An 18,508-nucleotide genomic window follows, 5' to 3' on the forward strand; every position below is an offset into this window, starting at 1 on the left:
TGACAGTTACCGAAGAAGAGATGAGAAAAGCTCACTATGCAGTTATTTGTGAATGATTTGACCGTTATTGATTGCTCTTACTTATGCCCGGAAAGGGGGATAGTTGGTGAGAGCTGGATTGTTGATATCGTGCTGGATGGCGCGTTAAATGAGCAATCTATGGTGCTCGACTTTGGTCGGGTTAAAAAGCAGGTTAAAGCCATTATCGATAACTCGGTTGACCATAAATTGGTCGTACCGGCAGAGCATTCGTATACAAAAGTAACGCACAACTCTGATGACAGCGCTAACTGGGTCGATTTTCTGCGCCCGGAACAAGGTTCTATTCATCTGTTTTGCCCGGCCGATGCCTTTGCCTTTATCGATGCAGATGTTGTCTCCATAGAGACAGTAACGGACTACCTGAAAGCTGTTATAAAGCGCGAATTACCGGTTAATGTCGAAGGTCTGCAATTGTTTCTGAGACCAGAAAATATCGACGGTTTTTACTATCACTACACACATGGTTTGAAAAAGCACGACGGTAATTGCCAACGTATTGCTCATGGTCATCGTTCAAAAATTCAAATTCGACTGGATAACATTCGCCAACCGGTGTTGGAAAAAGAATGGTCAGATAAGTGGGAAGACATCTATCTAGGCACTACCGAAGATGTTCGTTCAAAGAAAGAACTGACGCTGTCCGAGGCTGCAACGTCTGTAACCAGCGACTCGACTCATACCTATTACAGCTATGTTGCCGACCAGGGGCTGTTTGAGCTTATTGTTCCGAATGCAGAGAACTTTGTTATAGAGACAGACTCAACAGTTGAGTGTATTGCGGATTTTCTCGCTGCAGAAATTAAATCTAAGCATGCGGGTCAGGCTGTAGAAGTTCGCGCCTTCGAAGGGGTAGGAAAAGGAGCAATAGCCTATGCGTAAAATGATTGTTGCCGCTGCTTTAGCGCTGTGTTCGGCGAATGTGGCCTCAGCCGATGAGCCTTTATCGTTAGAAATAAAAGGGTCTTTAACTCAGGGGGCTTTAATTCTGGCTAAATCTGAGCCTGGTGTTACTGCAACACTGAACGGCGAAGCTCTGCAGGTAACCGAGCAGGGATATATTGTTTTTGGTTTTCCGCGCAAGGCTGAATTAGAAAACACCTTAGTTGTCAGTAAAGGCGAGAAAACTATCACTAAAGAGCTCAAACTAGAGCCTCGTGAATACAAGATTGATCGTGTCGATGGTGTACCGCAAAAGACCGTGACACCAGACCCTGAACAGGTAAAACGAGCCAGAAAAGAAGCGGAAAAGGTTTGGTTAGCCAGACAAAAAGAAACCACACGAACGGACTTTTTGACTGCAATTACTAAGCCCGCCGAAGGTCGCATTAGTGGTGTTTACGGCAGTCAGCGAATTTTTAATGGCGAGCCCCGCAATCCACACTATGGGGAAGATATCGCCGGGCCAACAGGGACTCCGGTTAAAGCGCCGTGGCCGGGTGAGGTTGTGCTGGCTGAACCTGATTTATTTTACTCAGGCGGTACCATCATTATTGAACATGGTTATAAAGTGAACACAACGTATTTGCACCTGAGTGAGCTGCATGTCGAGGTTGGTGACAAAGTTGAGCAGGGCGACTCAATTGGTGCTATCGGTGCCACAGGCCGTGCTACGGGACCTCACCTGGACTGGCGGGTTAACTGGGGAAATGAACGGTTAGATCCGGCCTTACTTCCCCAGCTTTATATGGATTAACCGGGAGGCGTTAACCAGCCTTTCAGCTTATCTGGTTGTTCTACGCTTAAAACATAGCTGCTTTTAGCCGGTTCTTGCCAGGTAAGCTCCAGTGTCATTAGCTCGTCGCGGCGAAACGCATGAATCGTAACCGTATCTCCGGGAATATATCGCTCCAGAATTCGTTTAACCGACTGCTCGGTTGCCTGCAAATGGTCAATTGCGATGATTTTGTCGCCTGCAGAAAGACCTGCGTGATAAGCGCTTTCATCATGATACACGTTAATAACGTCCAGACCCTGCGACGACGCTTTGTACTTAGCTCCAAAGTTGACACGCGCAGGCTGTTCTGACGCTTTTCCACCGACGCTGTTATCATCAACGGGCACCTGTTTCTGAACCATAACGCCAAAGTTTTGCAGCAACTCCACAAGCGACAGCGGTTCTTTGTTGTATAGGGCATCTTTCAAAAAGTCGGAAACATCAATGCCGGGATACTGATTCAGCCAATTAATGACCGTGTCGTCAGCTGTGCCAATGGATGTTTTACCAAACTCATGCCAAAGCTCTTTCATAACTCTTGCCAGAGTCAGTTTATGATCGGATTGCAAACGCAACATGAGATCGAGACTAAGTGCTATTAATGCACCTTTCGCGTAGTAGCTAACAATACTGTTCGGTGCATTCTCGTTCTGCTGATAAAACTTAGTCCAGGTCAGAAAGCTCGACTCTGTCACGCTTTGTTGGTATTGCCCGGCACCACGCTCAACCCGCGACAGAGTGTCGCCTAACAGCTTTAAATAACGCTTTTCGTCAATAATGCCGCTGGTGTGCAAAAGGTAGTCGTCAAAGTAGGATGTCATACCTTCGTAGAACCAGAGTTGCTCAGTGTACGACTCTTTATCCAACTGATAAGGAAGAAAAGCCTGTGGCTTCAGAGTTTTAATGTTCCAGCTGTGGAAGTATTCGTGGCAACACAGGCTTAAAAAGGTCTGATAGTTGTCATTCATTTCGTATTGATGAGCGCTGATTAAATCTTTACGGCTGCAAAGCAATGCGGTTGAATTTCTATGCTCCAGTCCGCCAAAACCACTTCCTACCACCATGGTCAGGAAGGTATAAGACTGAAAAGGTGCTTCCTCAAACAAGCTAATTTGAGTTTCGCAAATTTTGGCTAAATCCGCCGTTATACGCGAGGTATCAGCATAATGGCGGCCGCTTAAGACGAGAGAGTGCTTAATGCCGTGAGCAATAAACTCTTCGATGGTTAAGTCACCAATTAAAAAAGGATAGTCAATTAACGCGTCATAATCATCGGCCCGGAAGCATCCCCAGGAATGTGCTTGCCCATTTTTCCGGGGCATCCCGGTTGCGACCTTCCACTGTGGAGCTTCTGGCGGCGCATGCAAATGTAGCTCGCAGGGAAGGTCGGTTTGCCCCTCAACAGCAAGGCACAGACTGGTATTATTAAAGAAGCCCTGAAACTGATCCAGATAAGCCGAACGAACCGATAAGTCCCAGGCGTATACCTGATAGTGCACAGTAACAGGATGCTTCGAACGAGCCAGTTGCCAGCGGTTCTTACTTATTTGTTTAACCGCCAGAGAATGGCCGTTACTCTCGGCGTGCAAGCCAATAATGTGTTTACTAAAATCCCGTATTAAATAACTGCCCGGAATCCAGTTTGGTAACCAGAGTTCCTGCTCATCATTGGTTTGTTCAATAGTGAGAGTGACATTAAATAAATGCCCATGTAAATCGATGGGTGTTATATCGTAAGCGATCAAGAGACTCTCCTTTGCTTGACACAGCCTGACAACTAGCGATCATAGTAACATATTGATTCATCGCAAAGAGACCCCTATGCCAAGCAAAATTTCGCAGCTCGTTACAGGTCAGAAAATAGAAGTTCAGCTGTCCAGTTCGAACGTTCCTGCTCGGTTTTATTCAGAGTTTATTGGCGCGGTTAACGAGCGCTGGGTTATCGTTAATATGCCTGACGCACGTAAATACAATGACATGCGTGATCTTTTGCAGGAAAAAACCCCGGTCATTGTCCGCTTTGTTCTGGAAAACGAAAGTGGTGAAATTTGCGCGTTTCGCAGTGAAATAAGCTATGTCATCTCGCACCCAACAAAAATGCTCTTTATCATGTGGCCAAATCAGATTGAGCACCGGGTTATTAGAAAAGGGCGCCGGTTCGACGCCTTTCTGCCCGCTTCAGTTTCAGGGCAGTCAATAAAAGGTGAAGAGAATACTTTCAGAGGACACGTGCTGGATGTATCTGAAAGTGGGTGTCGCCTAAAGCATGAAAAGCCTGAAGGTAAAATAGACGAGCTTTGGGAGAATGGCAGCAAAATTGTTCTTAAAATAGAACAGAAAAATAACGGCGACTTAACCCTTAAAGCTATAGTCCGGCAGGTAAAGCAAGTGGATGACCAGCTTGAGTTAGGTGTGCAGTTTATGGGGAACCAGAAAGATGAGGTTAACTCTCTTTTCTCCGGAAGCCTTGTGGATATTGACGAGTTATCGCGTTTAGAGTCCTCAACATAATGGAGAAACCGATAAAAACGCAGTGGCAACTATTGATGGATAACCGTAACAGGTTCTTCTGGTTGCTGCAGGCGGGAGGCTGGATAGGTTATGCGTTAGTGAACTACATAGGGTCACTAATGCATGAAATGCGGGATATCTACACCCTCATTATTATTTTGGGGGCGTATGCCGGCTTTTTGAGTACGATTCCGCTTCGCTATTTGTACCGGCGTATATGGGAGTTCCCCCCGGCACTTATGGTTTTAATTGCCATTGTGGTGTCTTATGTTACCGCTGTAGCCTGGGCCATTGTTGATAACGCAACTTACTGGGAAATTTATAAATTTGGGTTTCGCCCGGACAGTCCCTTTTTCTATTTGAAAAACAGTTTGGCCAAGTTTTATATCATTCTTAGTTGGAGCGGACTTTATTTTGGTATTAAGTATTATCAGATGCTGCAGGAAGAGAAGCAAAAAGCGTTACTGGCTTCATCTATGGCGCATCAGGCGCAGTTGAAAATGCTACGATACCAGCTCAATCCGCATTTTTTGTTTAATACCTTAAACGCAATTTCTACGCTTATTTTGCTCAAAGAGAATGAAAAAGCCAATTTGATGGTGAATAAGCTAAGCCACTTCCTGCGTTTTTCTTTAGATAATGAACCGATTAAAAAAGTGACTCTGGAAAAAGAAGTGGATGCCTTGCTTTTGTATCTGGATATCGAAAAAGTACGTTTTGACGAGCAGCTTGAAATTGACATTCATTTGTCAGATGAAACCAAGAATGCCCTGGTTCCTAGTTTAATTTGTCAGCCTTTAATTGAGAACTCAATTAAGTACGCCATTTCAAATGTAGAAGGGGTGGGGAAAATCAGAGTTCGTTCCTGGTCAGAAAAAGAGAATCTTATTCTGGAGGTGTGTGATAATGGGCCGAAAATAGAAACCGATCCGGAAAAGCTATTCCGCAAAGACGGTGTCGGGCTTAATAACACTCGCCAAAGGCTTAAATCCTTATATGGCAAGCAGTATCGCTTTGAAATGCTAAAGGGTGCTGAAAGCGGTTTTTGTGTTCGTATTACCATTCCGATGGAAATGTTGGAGAGTCAAAGATGAATCGATTGAAAACCCTGGTTGTTGACGATGAACCTTTAGCCAGAAAGGGCTTGGCTATTCGTTTACAGGAGTTTGAACAACTGCAGTTAATGCCTGAGTGCAAAAGCAGCAGGGAAGCCGTCGATGTCATTATCGAAAATAACCCTGATTTAATTTTTCTCGATATACAGATGCCCGGGCTTAATGGTTTTGAAGTATTAAAAGCAGTTCAGGAAAAAGGGCATGAGTTGCCAACCGTCGTTTTTGTGACCGCTTATGACACATACGCTATCAAAGCTTTTGAGGTCAGAGCGCTGGATTATTTGCTGAAGCCCGTTGACGACGACCGTCTGGCTGAATGCGTTAATCGCGTTATAAATGAACATCAGACGGTTAACGACGAACACCAGGACAAACTCATCAGTTTAGTTGCAGAGGTAACCGGGCAAGATACTCACACGTTATTAGAGAAACTGGCTTCGGGCGAAAATATCACTGCAGACCAATACCCAGACCATATTGCCATAAAGGACAGCGGTGAGATAACCCGGGTTGCTGTTAAAGATATTAAATGGATTGATGCCGCCGGAGATTATATGTGCATACATGCTGGTGACGATACCCATATTCTGCGACGCACAATGAAAGAACTGGAGCAGGACTTAAATCCTAAATTGTTTCAGCGGGTGCACCGCTCGGCCATTGTTAATATCAAACAGGTTGAAAAGCTCTGTAACCAGCAAAATGGCGAATACCATTTACAATTAAAAAATGGTCAAAAACTGAAAGTAAGCCGTAGTTATAAAGACCGAATTAAACAACTTATTCTGAGCTAATCATGTATCGACTGCTGGCAGTAATAACCTTTTTAATCCTGGTAGCAGGGTGCACGGCGAACCTTGGCTACAAGTTCGCTGACACTCTGGTTGAGTGGGAAATAAAAGATTACGTTGATTTAACCGGTGAGCAGGAAGAGCTGCTGTCAGAGAAAGTTGATGAACTGCATATTTGGCATGCACAAACCCAGCTGCCCTTGTACAGAAATAAACTGAAAAATCTGAGAGATAAGGTCGATAAGCAGACGCTGAGTAAAAGCGATATAGGCGACTTTGAAGATAAGCTCTGGACGTTCTGGGATAATGTTTTAGTACGAGCCGAAGCAGAAGCGGATTTATTAGCGATGCTGTCACTCAAGCAGCGGCAACAGCTTATCCGCCGATTAGAAGAGGCGCAGGAAGAGCGTTATCAACGCTTTCAGGACGACCAGGAAGAAAATCCGATACTAAGAAGGCTGGACCGTATTTCTGAAGTGGAAGAGGACTTAGAAGATATTATTGGTTCTCTGACTAAAGAGCAGGATAAACTATTACGCAGCTGGGTGGCTGATTCTCCTCAATTACGAGAGCAATGGTTAAGCTATCGCTCAAATTGGTTAAGTGAATTTGAGAAAGCCTTGCTGAAGCAACCGGTAGATGAAAATCGATTATCAGCATTAATTCTTGACCCGCAACAATTAAGAAGCGAAGAACTGCAGGAAAAAGCGGATGAAAATAGTCAGCTTCGTAAAGAGTTCCTGTGGGATATGTATCGGAGCCTGACTGACGAACAACGCAAAAAAGTGATAGAAAAGGCCGATGAATACATCGACCTTCTAGACTCGTTAATTGATGATTTTAACGATTAACGAACTTCTATCATCTTACAGGTGTTACTTGAGCCCACGGTTTCCATCACGTCGCCGTGGGTTAGTATGACTAAATCACCGGCTTTTATATGTCCGCTCTTTTTCACTACCTCAATAGCTTCAGTTATCGGATTACTGACACTGGTAGAATCGAAATCTATAGGATAAACACCACGGTACAAAGCAGACTTGTCGCGACTTTGCGGATGGCGGGATAATGCAAATATGGGTAAGTGAGAAGTAATTCTCGACATAAGCTTAGCGGTAAAACCAGATTCAGTTAGCGCTATAATTGCCTTGACCCCATTTAAGTGGGTGGCCGCGTACATTGCAGACATGGCGGTTGCCTCGGTAATGCTGGAGAACATTTCTTCCAGATCCTGGTGGCGTAACTGAGCGGTTGGATGTGTTTCTGCACCCAGGCAAATTTCAGCCATGGTTTTTACAGTTGCTACCGGATGTTTCCCGGCAGCCGTCTCAGCCGACAACATCACCGCATCAGTGCCATCCAGTACGGCATTAGCAACATCCATAACTTCGGCGCGGGTTGGCATTGGGTTCTCAATCATTGATTCCATCATTTGAGTCGCAGTAATAACCACACGGTTTAACTGGCGTGCACGCGAAATAATCTGCTTCTGTTTACCCACTAATTGCGCATCGCCAATTTCGACACCTAAATCACCACGAGCAACCATAACGGCATCGGACGCTCTGATGATGTCATCTAATGCATGTTCGCTGGCAACGGCTTCGGCGCGTTCAATCTTAGCGCATAATACGCCTTGTCCACCGGCTTCCCGGAGCAAATGACGAGCCTGATTAATGTCGTCGCCAGAGCGGGGGAATGAAACCGCAAGGTAATCTACGTTAATTTCCGCAGCCAGTTTAATATCCGCTAAATCTTTTTCTGTTAATGCGGCGGCTGATAAGCCACCCCCCTGACGGTTAATGCCTTTGTTATTAGAAAGCAGACCGCCAACGGTCACTTCTGTTTTAACCTGGCTGCCATCAATCTCTTCAACTTTTAATTGAATACGACCATCATCCAGTAACAGAAGGTCGCCGGGGCTGACATCTTTTGGCAAGTCTTTATAGTCGAGGCCGACACGTTCCTGATCGCCGCTGTCTTTTCCAAGTTCAGCGTCTAAAATGAACTTATCACCGACAGCCAACGTAATTTGTTTTTGTTGAAAGCGGGCAACTCGAATTTTGGGTCCCTGCAAGTCACCTAAAATGGCAATATGGGCGTTTAATTCCCGGGCAATTTTTCTGACCATGGAAGCGCGTTGCTTGTGATCGTCACCATTGCCGTGAGAAAAGTTTAAACGAACAACATTGGCACCGGCTTTAATCAATTCTCTGAGCGTTTCCTCAGAGTCAGTAGCTGGCCCGAGAGTAGTCACAATTTTGGTACGACGAAGCATGCAAGACCTCAGCAAATTTACCCATGAATTTAAGCTTAAGTTTAGCACATGGACTGTTACAGTAGTACGAAATTTAATTGAAAGATAAAGGAGTTAAGCAAATATGAGTGAACACGACTGGAGTAACAAAAGTGAACAGGAGTGGCGCGAAATATTGGGCGATGAAGCTTATTATGTATTAAGAGAAAAGGGCACCGAACGGCCTTTTTCCGGAAAGTACTTGAGCTGTGATAAAGACGGCGTTTACCGTTGTGCCGGCTGCGGTCAGAAACTTTTTGAGGCCGGACATCAATTTGATGCGCATTGCGGCTGGCCAAGCTTCGATGAAGCCATAAAAGGGTCAATTGACTATGTAAAAGATTCAAGCCATGGCATGACCCGTACTGAAATACTCTGCAGTCAATGTGGTGGGCATTTGGGCCACGTATTTGACGATGGCCCAACAGAAACAGGACAACGGTATTGCGTTAACTCACTGGCAATGCGTCACGAAGACGATGAGTAGTAACCACGAAATTTGCCAGCTTCAATTTTATCGACAATGTCTTCTGCGCGCTCATCCCAGTCTTCGTATTGGTCTTCGCTGGCATTAACAATTGATTTCATGCTGTTTTTATCCAGGTTTTTCTGGCCGAACTGCCAGGCAACCTGGGACCAGACATAAGCTTCAGGGCCATTGCCTTCTTTTAAATACATAGACACTAACGTTGAAGGTATTTCAGGGTTAACTCTGTCATCGGGACGATACAATCGAAGTGCACTGTACAGAAGCTCAAAGGTTTTTTGTGAGTCTTTCTTAGTGTAATAGGTGGCTAGCGCTAGTTTAAGCTCAGGCGTTTCCATTTTCTTGGTGCCTTCTAACGCCAACAGCTTGTCCAGTGCACCTTGGTCGCTTCGGTTAGCCCAATGCCAGTATAACCATAGAGGGTGTTCGGAATCGGTGGTTTCGTCAGCAAGTTTCTCTATATTTTTTCGGGAATTAATAAAGGCTTCTAAACGTTCCGACTGCTTCTCTTTGGATTTTGTCATTTCAAGTGTTGCGGCCAACTCGATACATTTTGAGTACTCTTCCAGATCCCTCATGACAAAGTACTGGTTTTCGTTCGTATCGTTCAGGCTGCGGTCATAACGACTATATATGAGTTTACTACGCTCTACACTGCACCAGTTGTCGGTATTTAAATCGCTACAAATACCAGGTGTAGACTCGCAGATCTCACTGACTGACGGTTTCCCTTCCATACATCCGGTTAAGGCTAGAACAGCACTTGTAATAACAATTTTTTTAAACATAGATATCAACATTTTTTTAGTGAAACACAATTGTTTCGTAAAATTGGCTTCATGCCAAGCTTTTCAGTACAATATCGCGGTTTTTAAGCGTAGCACTTTATAAGCTCACAGACATTACCATAGAGGACAGGGCTCACTATGAACTCTAACCAGCAGGATCCAACCTTATCAAGTTGGCAGGAACGTCAGGAATTCGCCGAGCAGATGCAACCTTTGCTTGGGAAGTTGTACCGGAACTTCGGTGTGGAAATTTTGGTTTATGGCCGTTCATTACTGAACGTGTCGACCATTAATATTATTAAGGCACACCGTCTTATTCTTCGCCACGAAGGGCAGAAAGTTCGTTTACGCGAAAGCTTTCCGTTCTTGCAGGCTATGGCGGAGCTGAAGCTGTCCCCGGCACGCGTTGATTTAGGTAAACTCGCCTATGGCTACTTGTTTGGTGATAAAGCTGATGGTTTATCGGTTACAGATTACGTCAAACGTGAGTTAGCAGACATCATTGACTCAGAAGATAATATCGAGCCTCGTGACGTCGTTTTATATGGTTTTGGACGGATAGGGCGCTTATTGGCTCGGCAGTTAATTGAACGTAATGGCGGCAACAACAAAATGCGCCTACGTGCTATTGTTGTTCGCGGCGGTCGCGATGGTGATTTAGAAAAGCGGGCAAGCTTACTGCGCCGTGACTCAATTCATGGTTTATTCAACGGTTCAATAACTGTTGACCATGATAGCCAGAGCATAAAAGCTAACGGTACCAGTATTAAAGTGATCTATTCTAATGGGCCAGACCAAGTGGATTATACCCAGTACGGTATTAATAACGCGATTGTTATCGATAATACCGGTATCTGGAAAGATGAAGATGGCCTGGGTCTGCACCTGAAATCAAAAGGTGTTGATAAGGTGCTTCTGACGGCTCCATCAAAAGGTGATATCAAGAATATCGTGTTTGGTGTGAACGATAAGATGATCGAAGACAGTGACAAAATCGTTTCTGCAGCAAGCTGCACGACCAATGCGATTACACCTGTGCTCAAAGCGATAAATGACGAGTTTGGTATTCGTAATGGTCACGTAGAAACCGTTCACTCGTACACTAACGATCAGAACCTGATTGATAACTATCATACTGCCGAACGTCGTGGCCGCTCAGCACCTCTGAACATGGTTATTACCTCTACCGGCGCAGCTAAAGCCGTTGCTAAAGCTCTTCCTGAAATGGCGGGTAAACTGACAGGTAATGCTATTCGCGTGCCGACCCCGAATGTGTCAATGGCAATTATGAATCTGAACTTTGAAAAGTCGACAAGTCGCGAGGAATTAAACGATTATCTGCGTCAGGTTTCTCTGCATTCAGAACTGGCTAACCAAATTGACTATACCGCTTCGACTGAAATCGTTTCTTCAGATTTAGTGGGTTCACGTCATGCTGGTGTAGTTGATTCTCAGGCAACAATAGTAGAAGACGACAGAGCAGTACTGTACGTTTGGTATGACAACGAATTTGGCTATAGTTGCCAGGTTATTCGTGTGGCTGAAGCTATGGCCGGACTTAAGGTTCCTAATTTACCTAAATAATGGAAAAAGCGCCTGCGGGCGCTTTTTTTCTACTCTCTTTCTCAGAAACAACACATAAAGGTGAAGTATGCATATCACTGCAAACTTTGACAGTGGCAATATTCAGGTTATCAGTTCAGACAATGCCGATAACATTCGTTTAGCTATCAAAAAAGATCAGCAGTCTGATTTTTACCAATGGTTCCATTTTAAGCTGTTTGCTGAAGCCGGCGAAGAGCACGTGATGACGATTGAAAATGCATCTGACTCTGCTTACCCCGACGGTTGGAAAGAATACCAGGCACTTGCCTCATATGACCGTGAGACCTGGTTCCGGGTTCCGACGGAGTACAATGGCAAAGAGCTGACTATTCGTCATACACCAGAACAAGAAAGCGTTTATTATGCGTACTTCATCCCTTATTCGTATGAGCGTCACCAGGATCTGGTTCAATCAGCTCAACAGTCAATTGACTGTTATCACGAGCTATTAGGCGAAACGATAGACGGCCGTGAATTAAACTTATTGGTTATAGGTGAACCTGCTGAGCACAAAAATACCATTTGGGTGACTGCACGCCAGCATCCGGGTGAGTCAATGGCTGAATGGTTTATGGAAGGCTTAATTACACGTTTACTGGACGACGAAGATGGCGTTGCCCGTAAGCTGTTAGACGAAAACGTCTTTTACGTTGTACCAAACATGAACCCGGATGGCAGTGTCCGTGGCCACCTTAGGACCAACGCCGTTGGCACTAACTTGAACCGCGAATGGGCCGAGCCAAGCCTGGAAAAAAGCCCGGAAGTTTTTTATGTGCTAAAACGCATGCAGGAAACCGGTGTAGATATGTTTCTTGATGTGCATGGTGATGAGGCTTTGCCTTATAACTTTGTCGCAGGCTGTGAAGGTATTCCTTCATATGACGAGCGCCATAAAGACTTAGAAGACACTTTCAAGTCAGCCTTTTTAGCTGCAACTCCAGAGTTCCAGACGAAGTATGGTTATGAACTGGATGAGCCGGGTAAAGCGAATATGACCGTCGCAAACTCTGCGGTAGGTGAGCGTTTTAAGTGTTTGTCTTATACGCTGGAAATGCCGTTTAAAGACAATGCAGACTTACCTGACGAAGATTTCGGCTGGTCAGTCGCCCGTTGTCAGCGTTTAGGAGAAGATGTTTTAACCGCAATATTGGCAGTCTCACCAAAATTGCGTTAAAACTAGAGTTGGATCACAAAATAATAACAACAAAGGGGGTCTTCCTTGGAAGCGCTCAACAATTTTTTGCTTTGGATTGACGGGTTTTTAGGCTCTGCTGCCTATTTCCCGTTTATTTTGCTCGGTGTGGGCTTATTTTTCTCACTGTATCTTGGCTTTCCTCAGGTACGCTATTTCAGACATGCCTGGAGAGTACTGGCAGGGAAATTCGATAAAAAAGACTCACAAGGTGATACCAGTCACTTTCAGGCTTTATCGACCGCGTTATCAGGTACTGTAGGTACCGGTAATATTGGTGGTGTTGCACTGGCGATATTCCTGGGTGGCCCGGCGGCTATCTTCTGGATGTGGATGACGGCATTCCTCGGTATGACCACGAAGTTTGTCGAAGTTACCTTGTCGCATAAATACCGTGTAAAAACCGAAGATGGCACCATGGCTGGCGGACCAATGTATTACATGGATCGCCGCCTTAATATGAAATGGTTAGCGGTTATCTTTGCAATTGCGACTATTGTTAGTTCCTTTGGCACCGGTAATATGCCGCAAATCAATAATATTGCGCAGTCAATGGAACAGACTTTTTCAATTGATCCAGTCTGGACAGGGGCTATCCTTTCTATTTTACTGGCAATGGTCATTATTGGTGGCATCAAGCGAATAGCAGCGGTTACCTCGAAAATCGTTCCTATTATGGGAATTGTTTACGTCATCGGTTCTTTGAGCGTAATTCTATTCAATATCGATAATATCGGCTCATCTTTTGCTTCTATTTTCAGTGACGCTTTCACTGGTTCAGCGGCTGCAGGCGGATTCCTTGGGGCTAGTTTTGCCTATGCCTTTAACCGTGGTGTAAACCGTGGCTTATTCTCGAACGAAGCGGGTCAGGGTTCTGCTCCAATTGCACACGCATCAGCTAAAGCCAAAGATCCTGTTGCTGAAGGTTTAGTTTCAATTCTTGAGCCTTTCCTGGACACCATCTTAATCTGTACTTTAACCGGTCTGGTTATTTTGTCTTCCGGAGTTTGGACTGAGAAGTTTGAGAATAACTTTGCCAGAAGCGATCTGGACTTCGTTGTTGGTGAGTACAATGATGTTGACAAAGAAGACCGGCAGGAGCTTTACAGATACCTGAACGACTACGACGATACTGAAATTAAACGCTATTCGGGTACGCTGAATGTTGTTGATGGTAAGGCGCAGACTAATGGTGAAATCACTATTTTGCATGCACGCTCGGTCGCTGAAGACGTGCGTTTCATTATTGCCGGAGAAGATGCTTACAACGGTCAGGTGAAAATTGAAAATGGTAACTTGATTAAAAAAGACATCGAAGTTGTCGGGAAGTCACTTGTGCATTCCGCGGCTCTGACCTCACTGGCTTTTGCTAATGGGTATTTCGGAGACTACGGACAGTACATTATTCCCATTACTCTGCTAATGTTTGCTTTTTCTACTGCAATAGCTTGGTCGTACTACGGAGACAGGGCGGTCGTTTATCTGGTCGGCCAAAAAGGTGTTATGCCTTACCGCATACTTTATGTCGCAGGCTTTTTCTGGGCGTCATTTGCAGATACGACTCTCATCTGGACAGCTTCCGCCGTTGCTATCGTTCTAATGACCTTACCTAACTTACTGGGGATGATTTTGCTTCATAAGGAAATGAAATCGACGGTGAAGTCCTATTGGAAAGACTTTGGCGATGCCGACAAGAAAAAGTAATGTAATAACGGTCAATTAAAGCAAAACGGTCAACCCAAAGTTGGCCGTTTTATTTTTTATTCCCTCGCAATGCTTGAAATTGAGAGCAAAAGCCTTATATTGCAAGGACTGCATAAGAGATAGGTAGTTTATGGCGTTAACACAATGTCCTTCGTGTAATAAGCGAATTTCAAGCAAAGTAAAAGAGTGCCCTCATTGCCAGTTTGTTCTGGCCGGTCAGTCTAAAGATGATATCGAGCGTGAAGCCATACGGATAAAGCAGGAAAAATCCGACAAGCTGGTTTCCCGTTCAATGCTCGCCTTACTGATATCGATTGCCGCTTTTACTTACTTATTCCTTCAGCAACCTATGCCTAAAACGTGGCAATACAGCGTTGCCGTTGGCTTAATGGTCGGGGGATTAGTTTGGTTTATAATCAACCGCGTGCAGCTTGTCTTTTTAAAAAAGAAAAAGCGATAAACTATGCAATTCGACGACTTAATTAAAAGTATGAATCAGGACATTTACGAGCGTCTGGTTCAGGCGGTTGAAACCGGTAAATGGCCAGATGGTAATCGTTTAACTGATGAGCAACGTGAAAACTCCATCCAATTAGTTATGGCTTACCAGGCTCGGTACGCCAGCACTGAGGAAGCTTTTACTATAGGTGCTAACGGCGAAATAATTACGAAAACCAAACGGCAATTAAAAGAGCAGTTCAAAACTGACTCTGGCGAACAAATTGCTCGTTTCAAACTCGACCAACAAGAAGGCGAATTATGAGCTCTCAGCTGTATTCTGACTTATTAGCCCAAAGCCGGGCCTTAACAGAAGATGAGCCCGATTTAATTGCAAATCTTGCGAATATCTCTGCGCTACTCTACGAGCACATTGAAGACATTAACTGGTTAGGTTTCTACCTTACCCGTTCCGATAACGAATTGGTGTTAGGTCCGTTTCAGGGCCGCGTCGCTTGTGTTCGTATTCCTTTTGGCAAGGGCGTTTGCGGCGTTGCTGCAGAAACCCAAACCTGCCAGAGAGTCGAAGATGTTCACCAATTTGCCGGACATATAGCTTGTGACTCAGCATCAAATAGTGAAGTTGTTGCACCTATAGTTGTTAACGGCAAAACCGTTGCGGTACTGGATGTCGACAGCCCGTCCGTGGGGCGCTTTAGCGAAGAAGACGCAAAAGCCATTCAGGCTATTGCTGAGCACTGCCAAACTCTGAATTGGCAAGGGTTGCAGTCATAATATGTTTGTTGAATTCGATATTCACAGTTATTTAGTAACCAAACAAGATGTTATTTTCTTTGAAGAGCATGAAGAAGAAGCCGCTGATAAAATAAATGAAATGCTGCATCTTATTAATGCATTACGAGAGGATGACGATACAACAGAGCAGCTTGAAGAAATGGTTCGCCGTACTTTGTACGACTGGATTGAAGAGCCTGCATTGCTAGATTTGTCATTTGATGAAATGGACGACTATGTTCGAAACTTAATGAAAGTTGTCCGCGAACAGGAAGAAGAATGGAATGAGTGAACCTGAAAAGCTGACGAAAAGTAAAGATGTCATTGCCTATTTAGCCGAACAGTTTCCAGACTGTTTTACTATTAAAGGCGATGCCAAACCTTTAAAAATTGGTATTTTTGAGGATTTGGCGAAACGCCTTGAGGACGATGACAAAGTAAGTAAAACACGTTTAAGAACAGCTCTGCGTCATTACACCAATAGCTGGCGGTATCTATACAGCGTTAAAACGGGTGCTCAGCGAGTGAATTTAGACGGCGAGCAGGTAGAAGCTGTTACAGAAGAACATCAGCAGCATGCGCAAGAGACTTTAAAAGAATCTAAAGCCAAAGTTGCAGAGAAAAACAAAGCAACCAACAAGGCTGCCGCTAAAAAAGCTCCGGCTAAAGATAAACCTGAAAATACAGCAAAAGCTAAACCGAAAACTGCAAAAAAACCGGCCAAACCAAAAGTTAAATTGGCTGATGTGGAACTCAACAAGCTTTCTGTTGGTCAACAGGTTCAGGTAAAAGCGGGGAACACCCCCATGTCAGCAACAGTTTTAGAGCTGGACAAGGACGACGTTCAGGTTCAGTTGCAAAACGGTTTAATTATGAAAGTTAAAGCAGATAAGATTTTTCTGCGCGCTTAGGAGTAGTCAATGAAACACTGGGCTGTAAAGAAATGTGCATTGGCACTGATGTGTGTTGTTCCTGCTGCGGTTGCCATACCGCCAGAGCACAAGATCAGTGAATTACCAGAGTTAGAGCAGGAAGCTCAGCATGATACAGCCAGTGAGCGTATTGCGTCCTACTTTACTCGTTATCACTTCAGTAGTCTGACTCTGGATAACGAGTTATCGGAGCAAATTCATGAGCGCTACTTTGACTTGCTGGATTACAGCAAGATGTTTCTGCTAAAAGAAGATGTAGAAGCGGCACAGGAGTATCGTCATTTATTTGATGACATGCTGAAACGGGGCGAGCTTGACGTTGCTTACGACATTTATCAGAAAAGTCTTGAACGCCGCTTCCAGCGTTACGAATATGCTCTGTCTTTATTGGACGAAGAAAAACCGATGGATTTTTCGGTTGAGGGCGACAAATACTATTATGATCGCGAAGATGCTGAGTGGGCAGAATCTAAAGATGAGCTGAATGATCTTTGGCAAAGCCGCGTTAAATACGATGCGCTTAATTTGAAACTGGCCGGTAAAGAATGGCCAGAGATAGTTGAGACACTCGGTAAACGTTACAACAGCGCATTAAACCGACTGACAAAATCGAAAAGCGAAGATGTTTTTCAAACCGTTATGAACGCGTTTGCCCGTTCAGTTGAGCCGCACACAAGTTACCTTTCGCCTTCCAACTCAGAGCGCTTCCAGCAAAATATGAATCTTGAACTGGAAGGAATTGGCGCTGTACTTCAGTCGGAATATGATTACACCATTATTCGCAGCTTAGTCCCCGGTGGCCCTGCGGATAAAACCGATGAGCTCTCTCCGGAAGATAAAATTATTGCTGTAGGTCAGGGCACTGGCGAAGACGAAGAAGAATTCGTTGATGTCATCGGTATGCGTCTGGATGATGTTGTTGAGCTAATTAAAGGCCCTAAAGGCACAACGGTTCGTTTGCAGGTTTTAAAAGCCAGTCAGGGTGCTGGTGGCACACCTAGTGAAGTTGAAATTGTTCGTGACAAAGTCAAACTTGAAGACCGTGCAGCGAAAGCTGAAGTTAAAGAGTTTGAAGAGGGGCCGTATAAAGGTCGTCGTCTTGGTGTTATCGAAATTCCCGGGTTTTATAATAACCTGACTGCTGATGTGAAAAAGCTGATAGAAGATCTACAAAGCGAAGAAGTAGAAGGTCTGGTCGTAGACTTGCGCGGTAATGGTGGTGGTGCGTTAACCGAAGCTATTAGCTTAAGCGGTTTATTCATTGATAAAGGTCCGGTGGTTCAGGTTAGCGACGGTCGTGGACGTATTGATGTCAGTGAAGATAAAGACGGGAAAACTTACTACGACGGACCATTGTTCGTTATGGTTGACCGTTACAGTGCCTCGGCATCAGAAATCTTTGCTGCCGCTATGCAGGACTACGAACGTGCCTTGATCATCGGCGAAAACACCTTTGGCAAAGGTACAGTGCAGCAGCATCGTGGACTGGCTCGTCGCTTCGATTTCTACGATAAGCCTTTAGGCAGCGTTCAATATACAATTGCGAAGTTCTACCGCATAGATGGTGGCAGTACGCAGTTAAGAGGCGTTCAACCAGACGTTGTGTTCCCTTCGTTTGTTGAAGCTTCAGACTGGGGTGAAAGCAAAGAGGATAACGCATTACCCTGGGATAAAATTGATAAAGCGAGCTATAGCCCTGTTGGTGAAATTAGCAGCGCCGAAGTAAAAGAGCTGCAACAGCAGTTAAACCAGAGAATTGAAGAAGACCCTGAGTTTTCTTATATATTTGAGGAAATAGAACGCTTCAGAGAGGAAAAAGATAAGACTTGGGTCAGTCTGGTGTTAGCTGAACGTGAAGAGAAACAAGAGCAGCAAAAGAATAGGCAGCTTAAGCGAGTTAATGAACGTTTAAAACGTGCAGGTAAAGAGCCTGTAGAAGACGTTGAAGATGCCCCTGAAGAATTTACCGAGATTGACCCTTTGCTCGATCAAGCGGCTCTAGTTGCATTTGATTTTATTGATAATAATCAACTCGCCTCAAATTAAATAAACCTTTTAAAAATACCGCCTTTACGGCGGTATTTTTTTGTGCGCTTGT

General features: G+C 44.6%; 19 protein-coding genes. 16 read left to right on the forward strand and 3 right to left on the reverse strand.

Features of this window, described 5'->3' with window-relative positions:
* Positions 1-36: 36 nt before the first annotated feature.
* Together RJ32_RS07620 and RJ32_RS07625 are read left to right on the forward strand one after the other, a co-directional pair.
* Complete coding sequence (locus tag RJ32_RS07620) at positions 37-921, forward strand: 6-carboxytetrahydropterin synthase (RefSeq protein ID WP_034820813.1); 885 nt, start codon at positions 37-39, stop codon at positions 919-921.
* Complete coding sequence (locus RJ32_RS07625; protein WP_034820816.1) at positions 914-1,735, forward strand: M23 family metallopeptidase; 822 nt, start codon at positions 914-916, stop codon at positions 1,733-1,735. Before RJ32_RS07620 ends, RJ32_RS07625 begins: the two co-directional genes overlap by 8 nt.
* Here the strand turns inward: RJ32_RS07625 and RJ32_RS07630 are convergent.
* Complete coding sequence (locus RJ32_RS07630) at positions 1,732-3,501, reverse strand: M61 family metallopeptidase (protein WP_034820818.1); 1,770 nt, start codon at positions 3,499-3,501, stop codon at positions 1,732-1,734. The genes RJ32_RS07625 and RJ32_RS07630 overlap by 4 nt on opposite strands.
* Positions 3,502-3,577: 76 nt before the next feature.
* On the opposite strand from RJ32_RS07630, the gene RJ32_RS07635 reads away from it, so the two are divergent.
* From RJ32_RS07635 to RJ32_RS07650, 4 genes are read left to right on the forward strand one after another with little or no spacing between them, the layout of a single operon-like run.
* Positions 3,578-4,267, forward strand: coding sequence for a flagellar brake protein (locus RJ32_RS07635; protein WP_034820821.1), 690 nt, complete (start codon positions 3,578-3,580; stop codon positions 4,265-4,267).
* On the forward strand, positions 4,267-5,361 hold the full coding sequence (locus RJ32_RS07640) for a sensor histidine kinase (RefSeq protein ID WP_034820824.1): 1,095 nt from the start codon (positions 4,267-4,269) through the stop codon (positions 5,359-5,361). Before RJ32_RS07635 ends, RJ32_RS07640 begins: the two co-directional genes overlap by 1 nt.
* Positions 5,358-6,176, forward strand: a complete 819-nt coding sequence (locus tag RJ32_RS07645; RefSeq protein WP_034820827.1) for a LytTR family DNA-binding domain-containing protein — start codon at positions 5,358-5,360, stop codon at positions 6,174-6,176. Before RJ32_RS07640 ends, RJ32_RS07645 begins: the two co-directional genes overlap by 4 nt.
* 2 nt (positions 6,177-6,178) lie before the next feature.
* Positions 6,179-7,024, forward strand: coding sequence for a DUF6279 family lipoprotein (locus RJ32_RS07650; RefSeq protein ID WP_034820830.1), 846 nt, complete (start codon positions 6,179-6,181; stop codon positions 7,022-7,024).
* On the opposite strand, the gene pyk is transcribed toward RJ32_RS07650, so the two are convergent.
* Positions 7,021-8,451, reverse strand: a complete 1,431-nt coding sequence (pyk, locus tag RJ32_RS07655) for a pyruvate kinase (protein WP_034820833.1) — start codon at positions 8,449-8,451, stop codon at positions 7,021-7,023. The genes RJ32_RS07650 and pyk overlap by 4 nt on opposite strands.
* A 103-nt stretch (positions 8,452-8,554) precedes the next feature.
* Here pyk and msrB point away from each other — a divergent pair, with 103 nt between their 5' ends.
* Positions 8,555-8,956: a peptide-methionine (R)-S-oxide reductase MsrB gene (msrB, locus tag RJ32_RS07660; protein WP_034820836.1), complete on the forward strand. Its 402-nt coding sequence runs from the start codon at positions 8,555-8,557 to the stop codon at positions 8,954-8,956.
* Here msrB and RJ32_RS07665 read toward each other — a convergent pair.
* Entirely contained in the window at positions 8,938-9,744 is an 807-nt protein-coding gene (locus RJ32_RS07665) for a DUF2989 domain-containing protein (RefSeq protein ID WP_235598929.1), read from the reverse strand. The genes msrB and RJ32_RS07665 overlap by 19 nt on opposite strands.
* Positions 9,745-9,882: 138 nt before the next feature.
* Here RJ32_RS07665 and RJ32_RS07670 point away from each other — a divergent pair, with 138 nt between their 5' ends.
* The 9 genes from RJ32_RS07670 to prc all read left to right on the forward strand — a co-directional run bounded on the left by RJ32_RS07670 (position 9,883) and on the right by prc (position 18,456).
* Complete coding sequence (locus RJ32_RS07670; RefSeq protein WP_034820840.1) at positions 9,883-11,328, forward strand: glyceraldehyde-3-phosphate dehydrogenase; 1,446 nt, start codon at positions 9,883-9,885, stop codon at positions 11,326-11,328.
* Between the two features lie 67 nt (positions 11,329-11,395).
* Complete coding sequence (locus RJ32_RS07675; protein WP_034820843.1) at positions 11,396-12,523, forward strand: M14-type cytosolic carboxypeptidase; 1,128 nt, start codon at positions 11,396-11,398, stop codon at positions 12,521-12,523.
* 45 nt (positions 12,524-12,568) lie between these two features.
* On the forward strand, positions 12,569-14,245 hold the full coding sequence (locus tag RJ32_RS07680) for a sodium:alanine symporter family protein (protein WP_034820845.1): 1,677 nt from the start codon (positions 12,569-12,571) through the stop codon (positions 14,243-14,245).
* A 130-nt stretch (positions 14,246-14,375) separates the two neighbouring features.
* Positions 14,376-14,705, forward strand: a complete 330-nt coding sequence (locus tag RJ32_RS07685) for a Zn-ribbon protein (protein ID WP_011234515.1) — start codon at positions 14,376-14,378, stop codon at positions 14,703-14,705.
* 3 nt (positions 14,706-14,708) lie between these two features.
* Complete coding sequence (locus tag RJ32_RS07690) at positions 14,709-15,008, forward strand: YeaC family protein (RefSeq protein ID WP_034820849.1); 300 nt, start codon at positions 14,709-14,711, stop codon at positions 15,006-15,008.
* A complete protein-coding gene (locus RJ32_RS07695; protein ID WP_034820852.1) occupies positions 15,005-15,478 on the forward strand; it encodes a GAF domain-containing protein in 474 nt (157 codons plus the stop codon). The genes RJ32_RS07690 and RJ32_RS07695 overlap by 4 nt, the downstream gene beginning before the upstream one ends.
* A gap of 1 nt (position 15,479) precedes the next feature.
* A complete protein-coding gene (locus tag RJ32_RS07700) occupies positions 15,480-15,770 on the forward strand; it encodes a hypothetical protein (protein ID WP_011234518.1) in 291 nt (96 codons plus the stop codon).
* Positions 15,763-16,389 (forward strand): RNA chaperone ProQ, encoded by a 627-nt coding sequence (gene proQ / locus RJ32_RS07705; RefSeq protein ID WP_011234519.1) that lies wholly within the window; start codon positions 15,763-15,765, stop codon positions 16,387-16,389. Before RJ32_RS07700 ends, proQ begins: the two co-directional genes overlap by 8 nt.
* Before the next feature lie 9 nt (positions 16,390-16,398).
* Entirely contained in the window at positions 16,399-18,456 is a 2,058-nt protein-coding gene (gene prc / locus RJ32_RS07710) for a carboxy terminal-processing peptidase (protein ID WP_034820855.1), read from the forward strand.
* The last annotated feature ends 52 nt before the right edge of the window (positions 18,457-18,508 follow it).

The sequence above is a fragment of the Idiomarina sp. 28-8 genome (assembly GCF_000320945.2).
Taxonomy (GTDB): domain Bacteria; phylum Pseudomonadota; class Gammaproteobacteria; order Enterobacterales; family Alteromonadaceae; genus Idiomarina; species Idiomarina loihiensis.

Bases quoted from the DNA above. Each gene is read 5' to 3' on its own strand.
- RJ32_RS07700 (WP_011234518.1), top strand. From the start codon at position 15,480: ATGTTTGTTGAATTCGATATTCACAGTTATTTAGTAACCAAACAAGAT.
- RJ32_RS07695 (WP_034820852.1), top strand. From the start codon at position 15,005: ATGAGCTCTCAGCTGTATTCTGACTTATTAGCCCAAAGCCGGGCCTTA.
- RJ32_RS07645 (WP_034820827.1), top strand. From the start codon at position 5,358: ATGAATCGATTGAAAACCCTGGTTGTTGACGATGAACCTTTAGCCAGA.
- RJ32_RS07625 (WP_034820816.1), top strand. From the start codon at position 914: ATGCGTAAAATGATTGTTGCCGCTGCTTTAGCGCTGTGTTCGGCGAAT.
- RJ32_RS07670 (WP_034820840.1), top strand. From the start codon at position 9,883: ATGAACTCTAACCAGCAGGATCCAACCTTATCAAGTTGGCAGGAACGT.
- RJ32_RS07650 (WP_034820830.1), top strand. From the start codon at position 6,179: ATGTATCGACTGCTGGCAGTAATAACCTTTTTAATCCTGGTAGCAGGG.
- prc (WP_034820855.1), top strand. From the start codon at position 16,399: ATGAAACACTGGGCTGTAAAGAAATGTGCATTGGCACTGATGTGTGTT.
- RJ32_RS07665 (WP_235598929.1), bottom strand. From the start codon at position 9,744: ATGTTTAAAAAAATTGTTATTACAAGTGCTGTTCTAGCCTTAACCGGA.
- RJ32_RS07620 (WP_034820813.1), top strand. From the start codon at position 37: ATGCAGTTATTTGTGAATGATTTGACCGTTATTGATTGCTCTTACTTA.
- pyk (WP_034820833.1), bottom strand. From the start codon at position 8,451: ATGCTTCGTCGTACCAAAATTGTGACTACTCTCGGGCCAGCTACTGAC.
- proQ (WP_011234519.1), top strand. From the start codon at position 15,763: ATGAGTGAACCTGAAAAGCTGACGAAAAGTAAAGATGTCATTGCCTAT.
- RJ32_RS07690 (WP_034820849.1), top strand. From the start codon at position 14,709: ATGCAATTCGACGACTTAATTAAAAGTATGAATCAGGACATTTACGAG.
- msrB (WP_034820836.1), top strand. From the start codon at position 8,555: ATGAGTGAACACGACTGGAGTAACAAAAGTGAACAGGAGTGGCGCGAA.
- RJ32_RS07640 (WP_034820824.1), top strand. From the start codon at position 4,267: ATGGAGAAACCGATAAAAACGCAGTGGCAACTATTGATGGATAACCGT.
- RJ32_RS07685 (WP_011234515.1), top strand. From the start codon at position 14,376: ATGGCGTTAACACAATGTCCTTCGTGTAATAAGCGAATTTCAAGCAAA.
- RJ32_RS07635 (WP_034820821.1), top strand. From the start codon at position 3,578: ATGCCAAGCAAAATTTCGCAGCTCGTTACAGGTCAGAAAATAGAAGTT.
- RJ32_RS07675 (WP_034820843.1), top strand. From the start codon at position 11,396: ATGCATATCACTGCAAACTTTGACAGTGGCAATATTCAGGTTATCAGT.